General features: G+C 61.1%; 27 protein-coding genes. 11 read left to right on the plus strand and 16 right to left on the minus strand.

The genetic code is table 11. The features are described 5' to 3' along the window. Window positions 1–44: 44 nt before the first annotated feature. The 10 genes from ACFSM5_RS12270 to ACFSM5_RS12315 all read right to left on the minus strand — a co-directional run bounded on the left by ACFSM5_RS12270 (window position 45) and on the right by ACFSM5_RS12315 (window position 8,657). On the minus strand, window positions 45–566 hold the full coding sequence (locus ACFSM5_RS12270) for a DUF3576 domain-containing protein (RefSeq protein WP_379876692.1): 522 nt from the start codon (window positions 564–566) through the stop codon (window positions 45–47). A 157-nt stretch (window positions 567–723) separates the two neighbouring features. Beyond that, window positions 724–1,785: a porin gene (locus tag ACFSM5_RS12275; RefSeq protein WP_379876693.1), complete on the minus strand. Its 1,062-nt coding sequence runs from the start codon at window positions 1,783–1,785 to the stop codon at window positions 724–726. Between the two features lie 399 nt (window positions 1,786–2,184). Continuing rightward, a complete protein-coding gene (locus ACFSM5_RS12280) occupies window positions 2,185–3,210 on the minus strand; it encodes a porin (RefSeq protein WP_379876694.1) in 1,026 nt (341 codons plus the stop codon). Between the two features lie 223 nt (window positions 3,211–3,433). Further along, entirely contained in the window at window positions 3,434–3,823 is a 390-nt protein-coding gene (locus tag ACFSM5_RS12285; protein ID WP_379876695.1) for a type II toxin-antitoxin system HicB family antitoxin, read from the minus strand. Beyond that, complete coding sequence (locus ACFSM5_RS12290; RefSeq protein WP_379876696.1) at window positions 3,823–4,017, minus strand: type II toxin-antitoxin system HicA family toxin; 195 nt, start codon at window positions 4,015–4,017, stop codon at window positions 3,823–3,825. Before ACFSM5_RS12290 ends, ACFSM5_RS12285 begins: the two co-directional genes overlap by 1 nt. 17 nt (window positions 4,018–4,034) lie before the next feature. Continuing rightward, complete coding sequence (locus ACFSM5_RS12295) at window positions 4,035–4,646, minus strand: hypothetical protein (protein ID WP_379876698.1); 612 nt, start codon at window positions 4,644–4,646, stop codon at window positions 4,035–4,037. 18 nt (window positions 4,647–4,664) lie between these two features. Further along, window positions 4,665–5,594, minus strand: coding sequence for an Hsp33 family molecular chaperone HslO (hslO, locus tag ACFSM5_RS12300; protein WP_379876699.1), 930 nt, complete (start codon window positions 5,592–5,594; stop codon window positions 4,665–4,667). Further along, window positions 5,582–6,478 (minus strand): ornithine carbamoyltransferase, encoded by an 897-nt coding sequence (gene argF / locus ACFSM5_RS12305; protein WP_379876700.1) that lies wholly within the window; start codon window positions 6,476–6,478, stop codon window positions 5,582–5,584. Before argF ends, hslO begins: the two co-directional genes overlap by 13 nt. Before the next feature lie 92 nt (window positions 6,479–6,570). Further along, a complete protein-coding gene (locus ACFSM5_RS12310; protein ID WP_379876701.1) occupies window positions 6,571–7,740 on the minus strand; it encodes an aspartate aminotransferase family protein in 1,170 nt (389 codons plus the stop codon). Window positions 7,741–7,850: 110 nt separating this feature from the next. Further along, window positions 7,851–8,657 (minus strand): ABC transporter permease, encoded by an 807-nt coding sequence (locus tag ACFSM5_RS12315; RefSeq protein WP_379876702.1) that lies wholly within the window; start codon window positions 8,655–8,657, stop codon window positions 7,851–7,853. Here ACFSM5_RS12315 and ACFSM5_RS12320 point away from each other — a divergent pair. After that, the gene (locus tag ACFSM5_RS12320) at window positions 8,656–9,309 is read left to right on the plus strand and encodes a regulatory protein RecX (protein WP_379876703.1); all 654 of its coding nucleotides are present in this window, start codon (window positions 8,656–8,658) and stop codon (window positions 9,307–9,309) included. The two genes, ACFSM5_RS12315 and ACFSM5_RS12320, sit on opposite strands and share 2 nt — an antisense overlap. Before the next feature lie 265 nt (window positions 9,310–9,574). On the opposite strand, the gene ACFSM5_RS12325 is transcribed toward ACFSM5_RS12320, so the two are convergent. Further along, window positions 9,575–10,798 (minus strand): Bcr/CflA family multidrug efflux MFS transporter, encoded by a 1,224-nt coding sequence (locus tag ACFSM5_RS12325; RefSeq protein ID WP_379876704.1) that lies wholly within the window; start codon window positions 10,796–10,798, stop codon window positions 9,575–9,577. Between the two features lie 132 nt (window positions 10,799–10,930). After that, window positions 10,931–11,737 (minus strand): aminoglycoside phosphotransferase family protein, encoded by an 807-nt coding sequence (locus ACFSM5_RS12330; RefSeq protein WP_379876705.1) that lies wholly within the window; start codon window positions 11,735–11,737, stop codon window positions 10,931–10,933. Window positions 11,738–11,953: 216 nt separating this feature from the next. Between ACFSM5_RS12330 and ACFSM5_RS12335 the strand changes: the two genes are divergently transcribed. Beyond that, window positions 11,954–12,631 carry an HAD-IA family hydrolase gene (locus tag ACFSM5_RS12335; protein WP_379876706.1) on the plus strand — a complete coding sequence of 226 codons (678 nt, stop codon included), beginning with the start codon at window positions 11,954–11,956 and terminating at the stop codon, window positions 12,629–12,631. Here the strand turns inward: ACFSM5_RS12335 and ACFSM5_RS12340 are convergent. Beyond that, on the minus strand, window positions 12,597–13,703 hold the full coding sequence (locus tag ACFSM5_RS12340) for an ABC transporter substrate-binding protein (protein ID WP_379876708.1): 1,107 nt from the start codon (window positions 13,701–13,703) through the stop codon (window positions 12,597–12,599). The genes ACFSM5_RS12335 and ACFSM5_RS12340 overlap by 35 nt on opposite strands. Before the next feature lie 230 nt (window positions 13,704–13,933). On the opposite strand from ACFSM5_RS12340, the gene ACFSM5_RS12345 reads away from it, so the two are divergent. Beyond that, window positions 13,934–14,323 (plus strand): ester cyclase, encoded by a 390-nt coding sequence (locus ACFSM5_RS12345; RefSeq protein WP_379876709.1) that lies wholly within the window; start codon window positions 13,934–13,936, stop codon window positions 14,321–14,323. Window positions 14,324–14,335: 12 nt separating this feature from the next. Continuing rightward, window positions 14,336–15,088, plus strand: a complete 753-nt coding sequence (locus ACFSM5_RS12350) for a helix-turn-helix domain-containing protein (protein WP_379876710.1) — start codon at window positions 14,336–14,338, stop codon at window positions 15,086–15,088. Here ACFSM5_RS12350 and ACFSM5_RS12355 read toward each other — a convergent pair. Beyond that, window positions 15,049–15,972, minus strand: coding sequence for a DMT family transporter (locus tag ACFSM5_RS12355; RefSeq protein ID WP_379876711.1), 924 nt, complete (start codon window positions 15,970–15,972; stop codon window positions 15,049–15,051). The genes ACFSM5_RS12350 and ACFSM5_RS12355 overlap by 40 nt on opposite strands. Window positions 15,973–16,111: 139 nt before the next feature. On the opposite strand from ACFSM5_RS12355, the gene ACFSM5_RS12360 reads away from it, so the two are divergent. The 6 genes from ACFSM5_RS12360 (at window position 16,112) to ACFSM5_RS12385 (ending at window position 19,602) form a co-directional block, all read left to right on the plus strand. Continuing rightward, entirely contained in the window at window positions 16,112–16,402 is a 291-nt protein-coding gene (locus tag ACFSM5_RS12360; protein WP_379876712.1) for a YciI family protein, read from the plus strand. A gap of 174 nt (window positions 16,403–16,576) precedes the next feature. Continuing rightward, complete coding sequence (locus ACFSM5_RS12365) at window positions 16,577–17,278, plus strand: CoA transferase subunit A (protein WP_379876713.1); 702 nt, start codon at window positions 16,577–16,579, stop codon at window positions 17,276–17,278. Between the two features lie 11 nt (window positions 17,279–17,289). Further along, window positions 17,290–17,943, plus strand: a complete 654-nt coding sequence (locus ACFSM5_RS12370; RefSeq protein ID WP_379876714.1) for a CoA transferase subunit B — start codon at window positions 17,290–17,292, stop codon at window positions 17,941–17,943. Between the two features lie 65 nt (window positions 17,944–18,008). Next, complete coding sequence (locus tag ACFSM5_RS12375; protein ID WP_379876715.1) at window positions 18,009–18,233, plus strand: alkylphosphonate utilization protein; 225 nt, start codon at window positions 18,009–18,011, stop codon at window positions 18,231–18,233. Between the two features lie 69 nt (window positions 18,234–18,302). Then, on the plus strand, window positions 18,303–19,001 hold the full coding sequence (locus ACFSM5_RS12380) for a 2OG-Fe(II) oxygenase (RefSeq protein WP_379876716.1): 699 nt from the start codon (window positions 18,303–18,305) through the stop codon (window positions 18,999–19,001). Window positions 19,002–19,101: 100 nt separating this feature from the next. Further along, a complete protein-coding gene (locus tag ACFSM5_RS12385; protein WP_379876718.1) occupies window positions 19,102–19,602 on the plus strand; it encodes a TIGR00645 family protein in 501 nt (166 codons plus the stop codon). Window positions 19,603–19,686: 84 nt separating this feature from the next. Here ACFSM5_RS12385 and ACFSM5_RS12390 read toward each other — a convergent pair whose 3' ends face one another. Together ACFSM5_RS12390 and ACFSM5_RS12395 are read right to left on the minus strand one after the other, a co-directional pair. After that, window positions 19,687–19,959, minus strand: coding sequence for a DUF2312 domain-containing protein (locus ACFSM5_RS12390; protein WP_379876719.1), 273 nt, complete (start codon window positions 19,957–19,959; stop codon window positions 19,687–19,689). A 52-nt stretch (window positions 19,960–20,011) separates the two neighbouring features. Continuing rightward, window positions 20,012–21,313, minus strand: coding sequence for a lipopolysaccharide biosynthesis protein (locus tag ACFSM5_RS12395; protein WP_379876720.1), 1,302 nt, complete (start codon window positions 21,311–21,313; stop codon window positions 20,012–20,014). Between the two features lie 109 nt (window positions 21,314–21,422). Between ACFSM5_RS12395 and pyrH the strand changes: the two genes are divergently transcribed. Further along, window positions 21,423–22,157 carry a UMP kinase gene (gene pyrH, locus ACFSM5_RS12400; RefSeq protein ID WP_379876721.1) on the plus strand — a complete coding sequence of 245 codons (735 nt, stop codon included), beginning with the start codon at window positions 21,423–21,425 and terminating at the stop codon, window positions 22,155–22,157. Window positions 22,158–22,172: the final 15 nt, after the last annotated feature.

Here is a 22,172-nt window from a genome sequence, read left to right on the forward strand (position 1 = left end):
ATCTTCATAACGCAGCCGATGCCGTCACCGGCTTTGGCGCCTATTTATTTCTTGGATTGCGCATCAAGCCGGATCTGACGCGCACGGGTCAGAATCGCATTCTCGATATCGGGACCTGTTTTCGGATCCACTACCGAATCAGCCCAGTTTCCGGCGCCGTCTCGGGTCTGCCGAAAAACGGCTGCCCGGATACCGTCTGCCCGCAGGTCTTGATCCAGCACATAGAGCGTGACCTTGAAACGCTCTGATGGAGAGTCCGGGGCAGAATACCAATCGGTAATAATCACGCCGCCGAACGGATCTGCTGAGGTCAAAGGCATAAAGCCAATGGTGTCAAGAGAAGCGCGCCACAGATAGGTATTAACGCCGATACCTTGGCCTTGAGTAGCGCGGGCGCGATCACGGCCGCCGAAAAGTGTAAGGCCCTCGTCACCAAGGATCGAACCGTAGGTTTGACGTTCCCGATCATCACGCGACTGCGGGAAATTGGCCTCGCCACGCGGCAGCCCTGAGCCTCCGCAGGCAGCCAAAAACACAGGCATCAGCACTACAAAGGCCAGTCTCATCGCACAATCAACCCATCTGCCGTTCGAAAAGCTTCAGCGCCGGACGCTAGGCGATGGCGGCCAACTGCGCAAGGGGGAAGGCAGCATCATGTCGTGCAGACAAAAAAAAGAGACGGCTGCCGAAGCAGCCGTCTCCCCTCTTCCGATCGGAAACCGATTAGAAGTCGACGCGGGTGCGGAGGCTGATGCCCCAGCCGTCGTTGTTGTTGCTCTGAGCATCGACGTGCAGGATATCACCCTGCAGCGACAGGCCCGGAGCGAGCTGGTAAGCACCACCAACACCGATAACCTGGTCGGTGTCGTCGCCACCGGCAGCGTAGTCAACATTGGTGCGAACGAAGCTAGCACCAACGCCCCACGGACCGGTTGCGTAGGTCAGACCCAGGCCCCAGCTGGTGCGATCATCGCCACCGCGGCCGGTGTTAACCGAAGCGGTGTTGTTGTCGTCCCAGTAGAAACCACCGAAGGTGAAGCCGGCGTAGGAGACCTGAGCACCCAGGTTCCAGTTCCATGCATCGTCGGTGTCGACGCCACGGTCAACAGCGCCGAAGCCGATACCAGCACCGACCTTCAGGCCGACGGCACCGAACGAACCGGTGTAGCCAGCGCCGATGTCGAACCAATCAGCGTAGTCGCCTGCAGCGGCGCCCGGAGCAGCAACCGAACGGGTCTGGTCGTTGTCGTTTTCCGGGGTGTACGAAACACCAGCCTGGAAGCCCGAGAACGACGGGGTCATGTAGGTCGCCTTGGTCGACCAGTTGCCTTCAGTCGACCAGTACATCGAGTTGTTACCGGCGAGCAGGAAGCCAACCTGGTCGGCCTGGCCGATACCAACGGTCGGGTTCAGGACTTCGAGCTGGGTGCGAGCATCGCTGTCGTCACCGAGGTAGACCGCGCCCCACGAACCCGAAGCGTAGATTGCCGACTGGTCGATACCGACTGCACCAGCGTTACCACCGGTGTTGGCACCCGAACGCAGACGAGCACGATAGCCGTAGGTCAGACCGTTGTCGGCCTTCGCTTCGGCCTTCAGCAGAATGCGGCTGTCGATCGACGACTCACGGTTCACGCCCGAAGCGTCCTGGTCGAAAATCGCGAAGTTGTAACGCATCGAGCCATTCAGCGAGACAGTGAACGGCGACTTGGTCGAGACCTGCTGGGCAGCGGCAGCGCCCGACAGCAGAACCAGGGCGGTGGTGCCCAGGAGAATCTTCTTCATTGTGTACCCCTTTAGGATAAGTACCCGCTCAAAACCCTTAGCGACGCCAAAGCCCCGCAAGGACCGTCTCCATAAAACTCAAGCCGCCCTAGGCTTGCAAGCGAGTCAACACTCCAAATTGCGCTTTCCGCCACGCTGTTGCCGAGATGTCACATTTTTTCTGACGGCAAACTTGCCTTGATCTGCAAAGGCTTACAGCCGAAATCTCAAGCAGATCCTGCGTTTTCCGCCCCTCTTATCAAGACATACACCCCAGTATGAAGCCTGGATTCACTGACGACGGCGAAAGGGTAAAAAGCGGCTTATCCCCCAGCACAACCGCCAATCCAGCAACCCCGAAAAGAAAAAGGGAGGCGGTTAAGCCTCCCTTTCCCTCGAGCGGGTGAATTTCTAAGAAGCTTAGAAGTCCACACGGGTACGCATGACAACACCCCAGCCCTCGTTGTTCGAGGTCTCGGCGTCGGTACCGATCACGTCGGCCTGCAGCGAGAGACCCGGAGCCAGCTGATAAGCACCACCAACACCGAAGATCTGGTCGATGCTGTCGCCAGCGCCCAGATCGGTCTTGACGCGGTTGTAGCTTGCACCAACGGCCCAGCTGCCGACTTCATAGGTCAGACCGACAGCCCAACCATACTGGTCAGTGTTGACACCCTGATATTCGCCGTTGTCATAGAAGCTCGCACCCAGCGAGAAGCCAGCATAGGTACCGACGATACCGATGTTATAGAGCTGGTAGTCGTTGGCAGCAGTGCCGCGACCGCTAAACTCGTAACCCGCACCGACCTTCAGGCCGAAATCACCGAATTCTCCGGTATAGGAGGCAGCGATTTCGAAAATGTCCTGATAGGCGCCGCCGGGGGCAGCAATCGAACGGGTCTGCTTGATATCCTGTTCAGGCGCATAGGAGACAGCGGCCTGGAAGCCCGAGAACGACGGGGTGATGTAGGTCGTACGGGTGAAGGGGGTGTCTTCCGAAGCCCAGAACAGGCTGGCGTTGCCAGCATCCAGGAAGCCGATCTGGTCGGCCTGGCCGATACCCACGGTCGGGGCGATCACTTCAAGCTGGGTCAGCGCACCGCTGTGGTCGCCCAACATCACCTGGCCCCAGGTGCCGCTTGCATAGATATAGGAATAGTCGAGACCCAGAGCGCCGGCAGCAATGCCGGTGGCACCCGAACGCAGGCGACCCATATAGCCGTAGGTCAGGCCGTTGTCTGCCTTGGCTTCGGCCGTCAGCAGAATGCGGCTGTCGATCGACGATTCACGATTTACGCCCGAGGCGTCTTGATCGAAGAAGGCGAAGTTATAACGCATCGAGCCGTTCAGCGACACGGTGAACGGCGACTTGGTGTTGACCTGCTGGGCAACAGCAGCGCCGGACAGGAGAACCAGGGCGGTGGTGCCCAGAAGCAGCTTCTTCATGGAAGACCTCGATTTAAGAATGCAGCGGTTAAACGTCTCTATAAGAGTTACGCTTTCCGTTCACGCATCAAACGCCTAAATGCTGCAACCGCACAAGCACCTGTAATGATGCTTACCATCAGCGGTCGATCAGTGTGGCTTTAACGCAACAAAGCGGTAACCGCTGACCACAAAAAGCTCAAATTATAGGCATTCCTCAGCGGTTTGAGGAAGCCTAACCGCATCAGCCGAGCTTACGTATCATCCGACGCGATGCCTCGGCCAGAAAGCCTGAACGGGTAAATCCGGCTTCAGCAGCGGCGGCATCAATCTCGCCAAGCAGGTTTTTATCAAGGGTGATATTGACGCGAACCGCCGGCGCTTTAGCAGGTGCGGCAGGGATCAAAACGAGGATGGCCCCATCAACCGTGGGCAAGATGGCGGTATGCAGCGCCTGCGGTGAAATCACCACTCCGTCGGCATGCAATCCTTCAAGATGAAAGGAGAGTGCCGCTTCCGCTTCGATAAGCGCGACCTCAATCGTGCCGCCCACCGCCAGACAGCCCGGAAAATCCGGAAAGGTGACGCAGAAGCCTTCTTCGATCGGCGCGAGCCAGGCGGGATAACGCGCCATCAATCCCCCTTGACCTTGACGCCCGCATGCAGCGCCAAGGCAGCTAAAGTCGCATCAGGCAGCGAGACTTTACCGGCCGGAAAAGTCATTCGCCGCCCGGACGGTCCGCGATATTGAACCAGATCGCCCCTTTGGCCGACCTTTTCCCAGCCATCGGCTTCGAGGGCCTTGACCAGCTTACGCAGCTTTGCCATCGCCCTCGTCCCCTGGCTTAGAATTGCAGATATTTGCCAAGGCCCTGCGGAATGTTCTTTTCCATCTGGGCGTTGATATCGCGTGCCATTCCCTGAATCATATCGTTCCACAGGGTCTCGCGTTCCACGTCGGTCGCATCTTCCTTAATGGTGCGCATCGCCAGCGACTCGACATTGACCGTGGCATCGGTCATGCCGCGCTCGTTCCGTACCGACAGTTCGATCGCGATCCGCGCATCATATTTAAAGGCCTGATCGGTGGAGAATACGCCCTTGATGCCCGACTTGGTCGCCAGTTCGGTCTCGATGACTTTTGCGTCGGTGATGATGAAACGGGCGATGGGGCCACCCGGCTGGCCTCCGGCTTCCAGGCGATCCTGCGCCCAGGCCGACATCACGGCCGAGGGCGAATTCTGCATCGCATGGTCTACATGGGGCAGGCGGCCGGGGCTCTGATAGCGGTTTTCGATCTCAATCTTTTCGACGTTCAGCCGGAAAGCCGACATGGATTTGAAGCGGATCGGCGCGAAGGTCGGGGCGGCCCCACCTTTGTCGGCACAGGCTGCGAGCGCACCGGCCCCCGCGAGAAGCAGGAAATGACGGCGCTGGATCAAGGTGTTTTTCATCATGATGGGGCCTATTTCGCCTTAAGCGTCGCCGCGACGCAAGATCGCAAGCTGTTCCGGGGTGAAAACATAGGTTGTCGAGCAGAACTCGCAGTTAGCGGAAACGGCGCCATTCTCTTTAAGTTCCTCGACATCCTCAGCCGGGAGGCTGCGCAGCATGGTTGCCACCCGGTCGCGTGAGCAGCGGCAGCGGTCACGCAGAGCCTGGGGTGCAGACAGCCGGGCATCCGATTCCTCATGGAACAGACGGAACAGCAGCATGTCCGGGGGCAGATCGGCCTGGGTCAGTTCCTTGTCGGTGATCGTATCGGCCAGGATCTTGACGCGGCTCCAGTTTTCCTCGTCCTCGGCCCCCGGTGCGGGCGCTTCTGCCGTACCACCCAGGGTCGGCATCTTCTGCACCATCAGGGCGCCCGCGCGCCACCCGGTCGGGGAGAGCACACTTGCGGTATGAAGCGAGGTTTCGATCTGCTCCGACTGTTCGAAATAATGATCAATGCACTCGGTCAGGGTATCGCCCTCAAGCGCGACGATGCCCTGATAGCGGTCGGTATCCTGGCCCTGATCGACGGTGAAAGCGAGATAGCCCTTGCCCAGCAGGCGCGGCACCGGGGCCAGCGACATCTTGGTGTCGGCAACCTTCAGCTTGTCGTTATCATATTGGGCATAGCCGCGCAGATTGCCGTCCGATGTAATGTCGGCCACCAGCATGCGCACCGGGCCATCGCCCTTGGCTTGCAGGGTGAAGACACCTTCGTACTTCAGCGCTCCGGCCAATGCTGCGGCAAGCGCCATCGCCTCGGCCAACAGACCGGCGACCGCTGGCGGATATTTGTGGCGCGACAGAATCGCATCCACCGCCGGACCCAAACGAACGAGGCGGCCGCGAACGGCCGCCTGGGGAATAAAGAATGGCAGGACCAGATCGTCCTGTCGGATCAGCTCAGACACCAGGCCAAAATCCCTTTTTGGACATGCAGGCGGTTTTCAGCCTCGTCCCATACCACGGATTGCGGGCCGTCGAGCACTGCTTCCGTCACTTCCTCCCCACGATGGGCGGGCAGGCAGTGCATGAAGATGGCCGACGACTTCGCGCATTCCATCAAAGATGTGTCTACCTGGAACGGTGCCAAGAGGTAATTTCGATTACCTGCATCCTGTCCCATCGATACCCAGGTATCGGTCGTCACCAGATCGGCACCCGCGACTGCGCTGCGCGGCTCGGTCGTGACGACGATCTTTGCCCCTTCGCCGCGTGCCCAGGCCACAAGTTCCATCGAGGGAGCCAGGGCCGACGGCGCGGCGATCCGCAGCTCGAACTCCAGTCGCACGGCCGCATGGACCCAGGAGGTGCACATGTTGTTGGCGTCGCCGACCCAGGCCACGGTCTTGCCCTTGATCGGGCCCAGATGTTCTTCGAACGTCATGACGTCCGCCATCACTTGGCAGGGATGGCTGGCATCGGTCAGGGCGTTGATGACGGGCACCGAGCCATATTCGGCCAGTTCCAGAATCTTCTGATGCGGGCCGGTGCGCAGCATGATGGCGTCGACGTAACGCGAGAGCACGCGGGCCGTATCGGCCACCGTCTCGCCGCGCTTCAGCTGCATTTCGTCCTGCTTCAGAACGACCGTATGCCCGCCAAGCTGTTTCATCGCCACTTCGAAAGAAACGCGGGTCCGGGTCGAGGCCTTCTCGAACAGCATCGCCAGAGTCTTGCCCGCCAGACGGCCTTCACCTTTGGAACGGTCGGCCTTCATGGCCTTGGAATCCTCCAGAATCGACCGCAGCGTGGCCGAATCCAGTTGATGGATATCCAGAAAATGCTTCGTCACTTTTGAATCACTCCCGGAGAAGGATGCTGCAGCATCCTTCTCCTTATTTGAATCCGGGCCCGGTTGCGCTTAACCGATCCCGATGAACGGGATTATGCCCAGTCGGTCGCCACGGTCCGGACGATCTCTATCGCCTCATCGACCTCTTTTTCGCCGATGATCAGCGGCGGCAGCATGCGGACGACATTGTCACCCGCCGTGATGGTCAGCAGACCATGGGCACGCAGGCGGGCCTGGAACTCGGTATTCGGCACCACCGTCTTGATGCCCAGCAGCAGACCATAACCGCGCACGGCTTCGATCAGCTTGGGATGATCTGCGCCAATGGCCTTCAAACCCTTGAGCAGGCGCTTGCCCATGGCGTCGACATTGGCCATGAAGCCCGGCTTCAGCATGACGTCCATGACGGCATTGCCCGCCGCCGTTGCCAGCGGATTGCCGCCGAAGGTCGTGCCATGCACACCGGCGACCATGCCCTTGGCGGCGTCGGCCGTGGCAAGGCAGGCGCCGATGGGGAAACCGCCGCCCAGGCCCTTGGCAAGGCTCATGATATCCGGGGCAACGCCCGACCATTCATAGGCAAACAACTTGCCGGTGCGGCCCATGCCGGTCTGCACCTCGTCATAGATCAGCAGCAGGCCGAACTCGTCGCAGATGGTCCGCAGGGCCTTAAGGTATTCGACCTCCATCGGCCGGATGCCGCCTTCACCCTGGATCGGTTCGACCAGGATGCCGCCGGTTGCCGGAGTGATCGCCGCCCGCAGCTCGTTCAGATTACCAAAGGCAACCTGATCGAAGCCGTCCGCCTTGGGGCCGAAGCCCTTGAGGTACTTCTCCTGCCCGCCCGCAGCGATGGTGGACAGGGTGCGGCCATGGAAGGCGCCTTCGACGGTGATCAGGCGGAATTTCTCGGCCTGACCGTTTTCATAGTGATGCTTGCGCATCATCTTGATCGCCGCCTCGTTGGCTTCCGCGCCCGAATTGCAGAAGAAGGCGTAATCGGCAAAGGAGTTCTGCACCAGCCGCTCGGCCAACTGCGCCTGTTCGGGAATCTCATAGAGGTTCGAAACATGCCAGGGCTTGCCGATGGCGGCATGCATGACTTCGGTCAGATGGGGATGCGCATGGCCCAAAGCCGTGACCGCGATGCCCGATCCGAAATCGAGATAACGTCGTCCGTCCGACCCGAACAGATAAGCCCCCTCGCCCTTGTCGAACGACAAAGGTACCCGGCTATATGTCGGCATCAGACTCGCATTCACGACGCACACTCCTCAGAATTTTATTCTGCAAATTCAGGATTGAACCGCAGATTTCGCTGACACTCCGTGAATTGCTTCCCGATGTCAACCCGTACAGCACGCAGACGTGCTCAGCTTTTCAGCTTGTAGCCCCGATTAAAAAGACGCCACGTCAGCAACCCCAGCAGTGTGTTGGTCGCCAGCAGAACACTCGCACCCACCGCCAGACTGCCGTCCGCATGATTGATGAAGCCGTAGCGGAAGCCGTCGATCATGTAGAAGAACGGGTTCAGCAGGGCGATCCAATGCCAGGGATCTTCCAGGCGCTGGATGGAATAGAAAGTCCCGGACAGGAAGGCGGCGGGCGTGATGATGAAGTTGGTCACCGCCGCGATATGGTCGAACTTCTCTGACCAGATGCCGCCCAGGGTGCCGAGCAGCGCCAGCATCAGCGACCCCATGACCCCATAGAACAACACCGCCAGGAAATGTGCGGGCAGCAGCGGCGTGAACAGCGCCATGCCGACCCAGGTCACACAGCCGACGACCAGCCCGCGCGTCGCGCCGCTGGCGGCATAGGCGACGGTCAGCTCCAGCGGGGACAGCGGCGGCATCAGAATATCGACGATATTCCCCTGCACCTTGGCGATCACCAGCGAGGAAGAGGTATTGGCAAAGGCATTCTGGGTCATGGCCATCATGACAAGGCCCGGCGCCAGAAAGCTCGCGTAGGCCACGCCATCCACCACCTGCGCCCCGCGCCCGAGTGCCAGGGTGAAGACCGCCAGGAACAGCAGGCTGGTCACCACGGGTGCCGCGATGGTCTGGGTATAGACGTTCAGGAAGCGCCGGACCTCCTTCAGATAGAGGGTCCAGAGGCCAAGCCAATTGACGCCGATAGGCCGCAGGGGATATGGGGGCAGATGGAGGTCGCTCATGATCAAAAACGCCGATGAGGCACCGGAAGACGGCGCGGAAGCTGCTGCAGAAGTTGGGCAAGGTATGCAGGCAAACCCGAATGGGCAAGCCTTCGCACGTGGATTGAAGGTGAAAGAACCGACCGAGGAGAGCCTTTACCGCTTTGCCCTCTGGTATCTCGAACGCTTCTCCGCGACGGTCGAAGGCCTGCGCAAAGCCTTGGAAAAGCGCGTCCGCAAGGCGGTTGCCGCCGAACTGGTGGAGGCCGAAGAGGGTAAGCGCCGGATCGAAGTGATCCTCGGGAAGATGCTGTCCCTGGGCTATCTCAACGACGATGCTTTTGCCGACGGCAAAGCGAACAGCCTGCTGCGCGCGGGCAAGCCGCCGCGCCATATCCGCGAGACCTTGAAGCTGAAAGGCGTCGAGGGCGATACCATCGATGCCGCCATGGAACGCTTGAGCGAGGACACCCCGGACCTTGCCCGCGCTGCCGCCGTGCGGTTCGCCCAGCGCAAGCGCATCGGCTTCTTCCGCCTGTCGGGCCACGAGGAAAACCGCGAGAAGGATCTGGCGACCCTGATGCGGGCAGGCCACTCCCCCAGCCTCGCCAAGGAAATCGTCGATGCCGACGATGATACGCTGGCGACCTGGACCGAAGCGGGGTTGGTGTAGACTCTTTGTGTTGGCCTAACGCTTCGTTGCTTGAGGCGAGAGTCTGTGTGTTGGCCTACCGCCTCGCTGCTTGAGGCCATTTCCCCATAACACCTGTCATCCCGGTGCTCGACACCGGGATCTCCTCCGGGAGATTGTCCAATTTTTCCTTAGACAGTGTGGAAACGCCCCCGGAGGAAATCCCGGGATCAAGTCCCGGGATGACGACAAAACGCAAATGATTGGAGATCCCGGGATCAAGTCCCGGGATGACGGCTTTTCTCGCCTAGCGCTTCTCAGCCTTCAACCGCCGCACCACAACAAGCCGGTGCACCAGAAAACCGCCCGTCACCATGGCGCTCATCAGCAGGGCCATGGGGCGCGGCGTGCCATCCGATAACAACCCCAGGACAGTCCCAGCAATACTACCCAGGATGAAGGGCATCACACCCGCCAGCGCCGAAGCCGCCCCTGCCATATGGGGGAAATGCTGCAGGGCGCCCGCTCCCGTATTCCCGCCGATCAGGCCGAAGGAGGCCAGCAGCAGGAACAGCGGAATAACCACGCCATAGATCCCGCCCGTCCCGGTTCCGGCAAACAGCACCAGAGCTGCGGCGGCGCAGATGCAGATCCAAAGGCCGGTCGACAGCATACGGTCGACACCGAAGCGGGTGACGAAGCGGCTGTTGATCGTCGACATGATCATCATCCCCACCACATTGCAGCCGAACAGCACCGCAAAAGCCCGCGGGCTCAGGCCGAAGTGATCGATGAAGACCGCCGGCGTGCCGCTGATATAGACGAACAAGCCGCCGAAGATCATGGCGCCCGTCCCGGCATAACCTATGAAGCGGCTATCGGTCAGCAGGCTGGCATAGGCCCGCGCCAACTGCCCTGGAGGGCGACGGTCCCGGCGCTCGGTCGGCAGGGTTTCGCGCAGGAGGAAGGTCGACAGCAGCAGCGCGATCACGCCAAAGCCGGCCAGGGTCCAGAAGATCGCCCGCCAGCCTGCCACCTCCAGCAACAGACCGCCGACGCTGGGCGCGAACATCGGCGCCGCCCCCATCAGCAGCATCAGCATCGAGAACATCTTGGCCGCATGATCACGGTCATAGACGTCACGCACGATGGCGCGCGAGATCACGGAACCGGCCGCCCCGCCGATCCCTTGCAGCAGGCGGAAGATCGCGAGCCAGAAGACATCGGTCGCCAGCGCGCAGCCGATGGATCCGGCGATATAGAGCAGGCAGCCCACGAACAGCGGCGCCTTGCGCCCGAACCGATCCGCCAACGGCCCATAGACCAGCTGCGACAGGCCAAAGCCCAGGAAAAAGCCGTTCAACGTCCATTGGATCGCGGCGGCATCGGTTGCCAGCTCGCGCTGCATGCCCGGCAGAGCAGGCAGATACATATCGATGGAGATCGCCCCAAAGGCCGACAGAATGCCCAGCAGCGCCGCGAAGACAAATCCGCGCGGGGGTGAAGGCAGGCGTTCGGCGGGGGCGGACATGGTTACAACTCCAACGTATCCGGGGGCGGAAAGGTGCGGATAGTCCGCCCATCCCCGACCCCTCGTCCAGCATTAACATGCACAAATCGGGAATTAGGCGCGCATGGCTGGATTGCAGGCGGTATCCCGTTCCTATACGTCGAGGGCAGCCGCCGCCATGGCCCCGATGACGGACTCGATCGTGATCTCTCCGCCGTCTTCCAGCGTCCAGGCCGCCGATAGACCGGTCCAGGCGAGGATCCAGCAGAGCAGCCGTCCACGCTCCAGATTGGCCGCCTCGCACACCACCTCCACCCGGCGGGCGAAGATCTCCGGACGCCCTGCGACCTTCACCCCAGACGGCCCCAGGTCGGGATCGCAGAAGAGGATGGCATACTCAAAAGCCCGGTCGCCGATGACACGCTTGGGATCGATGGCAAGCCAGCCTGACGGGCCAAAATCCAGGATATTCTCGTGGTGCAAATCGCCGTGCAGCACCGTGATCTCCTGTTGGTTGGGTAGCAGGCGTTCGGCTGCCGCTTGCGATTTCGCGAACAAGCCGCCATGGGTTCGCGCGACAGCTTCCAGCGGCGAGAACCAGGAGGCAAGCGGCACTACGCAAGCGGGCGGATCGGTTGGGCGTAGCTGATGTAGGGCCACCGCAGTCTGGCAAATGATGCGAGTCGCTTCCTCGTCCTTACCCTGCGCCACCAGGGAGACGAGGGTATCTGCGCCCCTCGCCATCAGAACGGCCCCTTCCTCGAAAGCCAGCACCGGCGTCGCTCCGCCGCCGTCCCACCAGGCCATGACCGCGCCGCCATGCCGCTCCTCGGCATCCTCGGTCAGTTTCAGCATCGCCGGGCGCCCCTGGGACAGAACGGGGAAGAGCTGGCTGGAAGAGGTCGTGACCACCGGACCGTCCGGCGTCAGGTGCCATTTCTCCAGATAATGATCGAGCACGGTTTTCCTCACTCCGCAAAGGATCGTCATCCCGGCCGCAGAGCCGGGATCACTCTCCGTCCCTATCGCCCCGAAGAGATCCCGCATCAAGTGCGGGATGACGACCGAATTTTAGATCGACTCATGAGTCAGATAGATCATTTGCTTGCGATTGATCCATCAAACTAATGAGTCGTCCGGCTTGTTGGCATACGCCCGGCGTGCTTTTCTGCCGCCATGACACGCGCGCATTCTCTTCCCGACCTTATCATCTTCGATTGTGACGGCGTCCTGGTGGATAGCGAGATCATCGGCTGCTCGGCCCTGCTGCGGGAGCTGGCCGTCCTTGGCCATGACTTCCCCCTGGAGGCCGCCATGCCGGTCTATCGCGGGGGCCGCATGACCGAGATGCTGGCCCATGTGCAGGAGCGCTTTGCCTGTGTGCTGCCCGATGGGTTTGAGACGCGGGTGCGCAGCGCGGCCGCCGATATGTTCCGGGCCGAGCTGAAGCCGATACCGGGGATCGAAGCGGCCCTGGACCAGATCAGCGTTCCAATCTGCGTCGCCTCCAATGGGCCCCGCGCCAAGATCGAGCTGTCCCTGACCTTGACCGGCCTGTTGCCGCGCTTTGAAGGCCGGATCTTCAGCGCCTATGATGTCGGTCATTGGAAGCCAGATCCGACGATGTATCTGACCGCTGCGCGGGAAAACGGCGTCGATCCTGCGCGCTGCATCGTGGTGGAGGACAGCGCGCCCGGCACCCGTGCCGGCATTGCGGCGGGCATGCGGGTTCTGGCTTATGCGGCGGAAACCCCCGCCGACGAACTGCGTGCCGTCGGCGGGGAGGTCTTCTTCGATATGGCCGATCTGCCGCGGCTGATCAGCGCGCCTGCGCCTTCTCCCACAACTGTTTGAAGCCGTTGCGGGTCCGCTCGTCGAGTGGCTGCCAGAGCAGTTCGGGCTTAAAGAAATCGTTGGTTGCGACGCGCACCTTGCCCTGGTCGGCAGCGGCCACGGCCTCTACCGCTTTCGGGTTCGGCACGACGGTTCCGAAGGTCACGGCCAGACGGCCCTGGATTTCCGGCGACAGCATGAAATCCATCAGCAGATGGGCGGCTTTCGCCTTGTCCGGATTTTCGGCGGCCTGCTGGGTCAGGGCAATGGTATCCAGCCAGACGGTCGTCGCCTCCACCGGGTTGGCAAACTTCCAGTTCTGCCCTTCGGCATTGGCGGCGGTCGCGGCAAACCCATAGTCGGTGATGATGTCGAGATCGGACTTCATCTTGGCGACATCGGGCGAGCCGTCCCAGAACACCGGGCTATTGGCCGCCAGCTGGCCCAGAATTCCGCCGACCTTGGCCGCATCCAGATTGTCATAGCGGTAGATCGACTGCGGCGCGACACCCGACAGGATGGCCGCGACATAGACATTCGCCTCGACCTGGGCATTGGTAACGCTCACGCGACCCTTGTATTTGGGATCCAGCAGGGCCTGCCAGGAAGTCGGCGCCTCCTTCACCCGGTCGGCGTTATAGGCCAGGGAATAGCCGCCCCCCAGGAGCGGAACCGCATATTTTTTGCCGTCGAGATCGGCGAAGTCGGCGGTCTTCAGATTACCGATGACATCCTTGAAGTTCGGCATCGCCGCGATATCGAGCGGTGCCAGCAGGCGCAGCAGTTTCCCATTGCTGTCCTTGAAGTAGTTGTTGGTCGGCGTGACGATATCCACCTCGCCCCGTCGCGCCGCCTGATAGATATCGTCGGCAGTCGCGATATAACGCGGCTTGCCATGAGCCCCGGCCAGGCCCGCCAGCTTGACCTCGACACCCTTGGATTTCGCATAGGCTTCGAAATCGGCGGCATAGGGCAGGATGTAACCTTCCCATTCGAAAATCGTCAGGGTCACGGGCGCGGCCAAGGCTGGCGACAAAACAGCAATACCGGGAAATGCCAAAGCGACGCCAGTCAAAATTCGAGATAAACGCATCTATAATTCCTCAATTCGGACACCAATGATTTCCTGACCCTCAAGTAATTAATTCACAATTCATGTAAAGTCGGCGAATGAAATATTTAATCAGAAAATATAGTTCATTTTTCTAAATATTACTCAGAAACATACCTCGCTGGCATTCCAACGCTATTTTTTGGCGCCTGACGGAAATCGCGCGCAAGAAGTGATGACTATGATTTCTGACCCTCAACTGGAGAATTCAGATGCATACATCCGATCTTGCTCGCCGTTTCATTCTTGAGATCTGGCAGGAAAACCGCCTCGATCAGTTGCCACTGCTGACAACCCCGGACTTCATCGACCATGCCTATAATCCAGGGACCATTGAGGGGCATAGGAAGATGGCGCAGACTTTGAGGCTGGCGATCCCTGATGCGACCTGGAGCATCGAACGCCTGACCTGCGAGGGCGATATCGCGGTTGCCGAATTACGCCTCACGGGGCATCAGAGCGGTCCCTTCCGCGACCATCCCCCCAGCGGCAAGCCTGTCGATGCGCGCCAATATCGCACTTTCCGGTTTGTCGATGGCAAGCTTGCCGAACATTGGGCTTTGTTCGACACAGCAACCCTGCTGCGGCAGATTGCTCACTAGAGAGGGGGATTCGTGGCGTCCCACGCGTTTCACAAGACGTTCGACACCTTCATCGATACCGGGGTGCGGACGTTCGCCTGCGACTATCTGCTGTTCGCCTCCGCCGGTGCCTTCCGGCTGGAGGTTGGGGAGCGTTTCTGGCTGCTGCCACCGCAGCGGGCCGCTCTGATCAAGACAGGAACTGCCGTTCGGGTCACGACCAGAGGCCCCGCCACTTCCTCTTCCGTCCTGTTCGAGGCACCATTTCTGGAAGCCGATTGCCGGGTGTTCGTGATCCAGCCTCCGCTGCCCGAGATGATCGCCTATGGCATGCGCTGGCCCCAGGAGGCCGCCGGTTCCCCGGAAGCCGAGAGGTTCTTCCGCGCCCTTGCCGATGTGGCGATTGCGATGTCCCAACAGCCGGAGGAGACATGGCTGCCCCGGCCTCGCACGCCAGAGATGCAGCGGGCCGTGACCGCAACGCTCGAAACCCTGGGCGAGCCGATCAGCCAGGAAGAGATCGCGGCCCGCGCCCACCTGTCGCCCCGCACGCTCGCCCGGCGGTTCGAGGAGGAAATGCAGACCAGCTGGCGCGACTTCCGGGGCCGCGCCCGCATGCTGCGGGCGGCAGAACTGCTGCTGGCAAGCCAGGAGCCCATTACCGAGATCGCTTTCGCGGTCGGCTTTCAGAGCAGCAGCGCCTTCGTCGCCGCCTTCAGAAACTTCTTCGGGACGACGCCCAGCGCCTACCGCCGCCCCTCCCGGGCCAGTTTGGCCTCGCGATAGGCGATATAGACCGACGATCCGGCAATGATACCGGCGCCGACAAAGGTCCAGATGTCGGGATATTCCGAGAAAAGGATGAAGCCGACAATCGCGCCCAGAGGCAGGCGCAGATAGTCGAAGGGCATCACGACCGAGGCATCGGCCGCGGCATAGGCGCGTGTCACCGCGATCTGCCCCGCCGTGCCGATGGCGCCGATGATTAGCAGCAAAATCCAGGTCTGCCACGTCGGCCAGATCCAGACCGGGATCGCGAAGATCAGCGTCATCGGCGTCAGATAGATCGCGAGATTGGCGACGATGGCCCCCGCAGGCTCGGTACGCGACAGCTTCTTGACCGTCAAGGTTGCTCCCGCCCCGGCCGCCGCCGCCGCCATCGCGACTATGCTGTAGATATTCAGCGACTCCGAGCTGGGGCGCACGATCACCAGCATCCCGATGAACCCGATGCCGACCGCGATCCAACGGCGCAGGCGCACGTCCTCCTTCAGGAACCAGGCCGCCCCGACCGTCGCAAACAGCGGCAAAGTGAAGGACAGGGCAATGCTGTCGGCATAATTCAGATGCACGACAGCGTAAAAGCCACCCATCAGCCCGATGATGGAAAAGCCTGCGCGGGCCAGATACCCCCGCCATTGCCCGAAGCGAAGCCCGGCGATCCCGCGCCGCCAGATCAGCGGCATCATGAAGGGCAAGGCCAGGACAGTGCGGAAAAACGCCAGCTCGAATGGATGCAGTTCGGCCGCCGCCACGCGCACCAGCGCGCCCATCCAGGAAAACAGGATCGCCGAGAGCACCATCCAGAAGGCCGCCTGCATGGGCGCGCTTTGCTTGGCGAGGGCTTCCTCGACAGCGCGGATGGGGGCATAGAGAGACGGCGAAGGCATAAACTGCACCCAACGCTTGACGCGCGGGGTCTCCTTGGGCGGGATAGCGGGTGCGGCGGCAACTTTTCCAGGCCCGCCCCGTAATTTCTTATACTAAGCACACCGATGAATGTCGGTGAAGATGGAGAGGATCGTTCCCATGCAGTTTCTTGTCATCGCCCGCGACGGTACCGACGCCGAGGCCCTTAACCGCCGTCTGGCCGTCCGCGAAGCCCATCTGGAGGGCATGCGCCCGCGCAAGAAGGCGGGCGAGCTGCTGGTCGGCGGCGCCATTCTGGATGACGACGGCAAGATGATCGGTTCCGCCTCGGTCGTGGATTTCCCGGACCGCGCAGCGCTGCAGGCCTGGATCGACAGCGATCCCTATACCAAGGGCAACGTCTGGCAGAAGTTCGAGATCTACCCGATGCGGGTCGCAAACCTCGATTAATTGATCCCGAGTAAGTTGACTGGATCGGGCCACCCCGGCATTCTTCGCACCGCACCTAAATATTAGCGGGTGCAAACAAGAAGAAACAGTTCGGGTGGCCCGCCCCCAACCGGATCCCGAAACGACCAAAATGAGCGCAGACGAATAATCGTCGCGCTGGGAGGAGCGTTAGGAATGAAAAAAGTTCGCGCCAATGCTGCGGACGCGCTGGAAGGTCTGTTGTTCGACGGCATGACGATCATGGCGGGCGGCTTCGGTCTTTGCGGTATTCCGGAATCCCTGATCGATGCCATCAAAGCGTCTGGCGTCAAGGATCTGACCATCATCTCGAATAACTGCGGCACCGACGGCAACGGCCTCGGCAAGCTGCTGGAAACCCGCCAGATCAAGAAGATGATCTCGTCCTACGTCGGCGAGAATAAGCTGTTCGCGCAGCTCTATCTGTCGGGCGAACTGGAGCTGGAATTCAACCCGCAAGGCACGCTTGCCGAGCGTTGCCGCGCCGGTGGCGCGGGCATTCCCGCCTTCTTCACCAAGACCGGCGTCGGGACCCTCGTGGCCGAAGGCAAGGAAGAGCGCAGCTTCAACGGCGAGCGCTACATCATGGAGACCGCCCTGGTCGCCGATCTTGCCATCGTCCATGCCTGGAAGGCCGACAAGGAAGGCAACCTCGTCTATCGCAAGACCGCGCGTAACTTCAACGCGCCGATGGCCACCGCCGGTAAGGCAACGGTCGTCGAGGTCGAGCATCTGGTCGAAGTCGGCGAGATCGATCCCGACCACGTCCATACCCCCGGCATCTTCATTCAGCGCATCGTCCATAACCCGGGCGCCGAAAAGAAGATCGAACAGCGCACCACGCGCAAGCGCGCCTGAGGGAGACGGACATGGCTTGGACCCGCGATCAACTGGCCGAGCGCGCCGCAAAGGAACTGCGCGACGGCTTCTACGTCAACCTCGGTATCGGTATTCCGACCCTGGTGGCAAACCACATCCCCAATGGCATGCATGTGACGCTGCAAAGCGAAAACGGCATGCTGGGCCTTGGCCCCTTCCCCTATGAGGGCGAAGAGGACGCGGACCTCATCAACGCCGGTAAGCAGACGATCACCGCCCTGCCGCATTCGAGCTTCTTCGACAGCGCGCAGAGCTTCGGGATGATCCGTGGCGGGCATATCGATATCGCCATCCTGGGCGCCATGCAGGTGGCCGTGAACGGCGATCTCGCCAACTGGATGATCCCCGGCAAGCTCGTCAAGGGCATGGGCGGCGCGATGGATCTGGTGGCGGGCGTGAAGCGCATCGTCGTCGTGATGGAACATAACGACAAGGACGGCGGCTCCAAGCTGCTGGACGCCTGCACCCTGCCGCTCACCGGTGCTGCAGTTGTCGATGTGGTCATCACCGATCTGGCAGTCTTCGAGATCGATCGCAAGAACGGCGGCGCGACCCTGATCGAACTTGCCGACGGCATCACCCTGGACGAAGTGAAGGCCAAGACCACGGCCAAGTTCGCGATTTCGGCTGCGCTGAAACAATAACAACCGATACTCTGGTTAGAAGGGAGGCTCCCTTGAGCCTCCCTTTTCTTTTTGAAGGAACACTCATGTCAGACGAAGACGTCGTCAAAGATAGCAACGGTACCATTCTCAATGACGGCGACAATGTCACGGTCATCAAGGATCTGAAGGTCAAAGGCTCGTCCCTGACCATCAAGCGCGGCACCCTCGTCAAAGGCATCCGCCTGACCGGCAATCCCGACGAAGTCGACTGCCGCGTCGAAAAGATGAAAGGCCTCGTCCTGCGGACCGAGTTCCTGAAGAAGGTCTGATCCGGCAAGGATCGGAATGACGGCTCCAACCGTTCCCGCTACTGCCTTCCTTCGCAGAAGGAGACGCAGATGGAACGGTTGGACCATTATGATTGGCAGGCACTGGCAAGCGAACTGGATGCCCAGGGCCACGGGCTGCTGCCCAACCTGCTAAGCCCGGCAGAATGTCAGGAGTTCGCAGCCCTCTATCCCGAGGAGCGGCATTTCCGCAGCCGGGTGGTGATGGCCCGCCATGGCTTCGGGCGCGGCGAGTATCGCTACTTCGCCTACCCCCTGCCCGACCTGTTGGGAAAGCTGCGGCAAGCGCTCTATCCCCGCCTCTCCCCTATCGCCAATGGCTGGAACGACCGGATGGGCATGCCCGAGCGGTTCCCCCCTGAGCATTCCGAATTCCTCGCCCGGTGCCATGCCGCCGATCAGCGACGGCCGACCCCGCTGCTGCTGCAATATGGGCCGAGTGACTACAACTGCCTGCATCAGGATCTTTACGGCCCGCTGGCCTTCCCACTTCAGGTGGCCGTCCTGCTTTCCCAACCGGGGGAGGATTTCACCGGCGGCGAATTCGTGCTGACCGAACAACGCCCCCGCATGCAAAGCCGCGCGGCGGTCGTGCCCCTGACCCGGGGAGACGCGGTGGTCTTTGCCGTCAATCACCGCCCGATGAAGGGAACGCGCGGCGACTATCGTGTCACCCTGCGCCATGGCGTCAGCCAGGTGCGAACAGGCAGGCGCCATACACTGGGCATCATCTTTCACGATGCGGCCTGAAAGGCGCGCCAATCGGTCGATTGCCCTCTGCGCACGCTTTCCTTTTGCCCCAATTCTCGGGTATCAGGCGAGGCAAGTTATCCAATGAAGGCGCCCGACCGTGAAATCTGCGGAACTTTTTATCGAAAAACTGCTGCTCGCCAGTCGCTGGTTTCTGGTCATTTTTTACCTGGGCCTTGCCGCGGCGCTGGGTGTCTATGCGGTGTCATTCATTGGCAAATTCTGGAAAATCGCCAGCAACGTCTTCACCTATGACGATGCTGAGATGATCCTGAACATGCTGACCCTGATCGATGCAGCCCTGGTCGCCAGCCTGATCGTCATGGTGATGATCGCGGGCTATGAGAATTTCGTCGGCAAGTTCGACAAGAACGATACCGAGCTGACGTGGCTCGGCAAGCTGGACAGCGGCAGCCTGAAGATCAAGGTCGCCTCCAGCATCGTCGCGATCTCCTCGATCCATCTGCTGCAGATCTTCCTGAATGCCGACCATTACGCCAACGACAAGATCATGTGGTACACGATCCTCCACATGGCGTTCGTGGTTTCAGCCCTGATGCTGGGCTATCTCGACAAGTTGCTGGGTAAAAAATCGGCATAAAAAAAGCCCGGCAAAAGCCGGGCTCTTCTTTGATGGCCTATCGGCCTCAAGCAGCGCAAAGCGCGGTAGGCCAACATAAAAAGCCTATGCGGCTTCTTCTTCCGGCGCGGCGTCGGTCATGCCGAGGGCGCGCTTGTAGAGGTCCAGCAGGGTCTCCTGCTCTTCCAGCACGTGCGGTTCCATCTTACGCAGCTTGATGATCTGGCGGATGGTCTTGACGTCGAACCCGTTACCCTTGGCTTCGGCGAAGACTTCCTTGATATCGGCAGCCAGCGCCGCCTTCTCTTCTTCCAAACGCTCGACCCGCTCGATGTAGGAGCGCAGGTGGTCGGCGGCGATGCCTCCAACGTCGGCCATGATGGTAAACCTTATCTAAAGAAATTGAGGCCGGACGATACCGCCGCCCGCGCTAACGAGCAAGCCTGCCGCGCAAGGTATCTTTCAAATGTAAGACAGCCGCCTTATCCGCCGCTGTCGGCACCAGCATCTGACGCAGGCCCAGGCCCAACTGCCGGTGCGCCATGAAAGCCAGATAGCCAACCTGGACCATCCGCACCGCGCAATAGGCGAGCGCCGCGCCCATCAGCCCGTATTTCGGCACCGCGAGGCTCAGCACCCCGGCATTGACCGCCAGCAGCAACGCTTCGGAGGCAGACAGGCTGAAGGTCCGGTCGAAGGCCTTGAAGGCCAGGAACAGGAACTCGCGCATCGTGACCAGCAGCCCGCCGACCAGCAGAATGCGCGTCAGGTTCGCCGCATCGACAAAATCCACACCGAACATATAGCGCAGGAAGATCGGTGCCAGCGCCCCCAGCACCAACGAACCGCTTAAAGTGAGCGCTAGGGTCAGGCGGAAATAGAGCCCGACCAACTGCTTGCGCTCCTCGCTATCTGCCGTGGCGCAGGCGCGGGGGAAGGCGACCATCGCCACCGAATTCGCCAAGGTCGCAGGCACCTGGGCAAGCGACGTCGCGACGACATAGAGACCGAGCGAGCGGGGATCGAGCGCCGTTGCGATCAGCATCTGATCCAGGCGCGTATTCACCTGATTGATCAGGCCGGAAACATGGATGCGCGCACCGTAAGCCAGCACCCGCCCGAAGACGGGTCTTGGCGCCGTCACTCCGAACCAGCCCTTGCGGATGATGAAGATCAGCGGCAGCAGCATGGGCAGCACATGGGCGGCCATATAGGACAGGCCCAGCCCCTCGACCGTGCCATAGCCCATCGCCCAGGCCACCGCGATGGCGACAGGATAGCCGGCAGCCAGCAGGATACGCTGGAGGTTCCAGAGACCCAGGCGCCCATGGCCGCGCAAGGTTTCCTGGCAGACCATGCCCAGGATATGCAGCGGGATGATGCCCAGCATCATGAAGGCGAGATTCTGGATCTCCGGGCGGTAGTCGGCATAGGCCAGCGGGATCACCACGCCGCCCGCGATCAACACCGCGACAATCGCGCAGAACACGCCGCCGATCAGCCCGACCGCAAAGGTGTGGCGGGGCGGATAATGTTTACCCGCCGTGAAATAGAGCATCGCGTCATTCAGGCCGAACAGCAGGAAATAGGCCATGGCGGTGGGCCACAGCTGGGCCGCCGCCAGCTCCCCGCGGCCCTCTGCCGCCAGGATATGCGCCGCCATCATGCCGCTGCCGAGATTGCCGCCCTGGACCAGCAGAGTGGTCAGCAGCGTTAAGATGAGTGCCTTCATTCCGACCTAAAATCCCGCAAGCCTGTCATGCGACACTTGCGCCGAATGCTGCGGCGGGGATACTACGCCCGCGTAAAGCTACCGCCCAATCAAAAAAGGAGTCGCCCCGATGAGCCGATACAAACGTGTCATGATTAAGCTCTCTGGTGGGGCAATGGGCTCCGATGGCGGGATTTTTGGCAAGGAAGCCATCGAGCATATCGTGACCGAAGTGGTCTCGGCCATCGACCTGGGCTGTGAAGTCGCCATCGTGGTCGGCGGCGGTAACATCTTCCGCGGCAATATCGCCGACACCTGGAAGATCGAACGCGCCGAGGCCGACAACATGGGCATGCTCGGCACCGTCATCAACGGCGTGATGCTGCGCGCCGCCATCAACGCCCGCACCGACACCGACGTGCGCGTGATGAGCGCGATCCAGATCAACCAGATCGCCGAACCCTACATCCGCCTGCGCGCCGCGCGGCATCTGGAAAAGGGCTCCATCGTCATCCTGGTCGGCGGCATCGGCCAGCCCTACGTCACCACCGACTATCCGTCCGTCCAGCGCGCGGCCGAGATCCATTGCGAAGCGATCCTGGCCGCCAAACACGGTGTCGACGGCATCTATACCGCCGACCCCAAGAAGGATAAGTCGGCTCAGCGTTATCGCTCGCTCTCCTACGACGATGTGATCGCCAAGGACCTGCGCGTCATGGACCAGTCGGCCATGCTGCTGGCCCGCGACCACAATCTGCCGATCCACCTCTTCAACTTCGATCAGGCCGGCTCCATCGCCCGCATTCTGAAGGGCGAAGACGTCGGCACCTACGTCGGCCCCGGCGCCAAGCTCGAACTGGCGTAACCAGCCAAACTCCCG

Origin of the sequence: Lacibacterium aquatile (assembly GCF_042683105.1) — a bacterium.
In the GTDB taxonomy this organism is placed as follows: Bacteria; Pseudomonadota; Alphaproteobacteria; order Elsterales; family Elsteraceae; genus Lacibacterium; species Lacibacterium aquatile.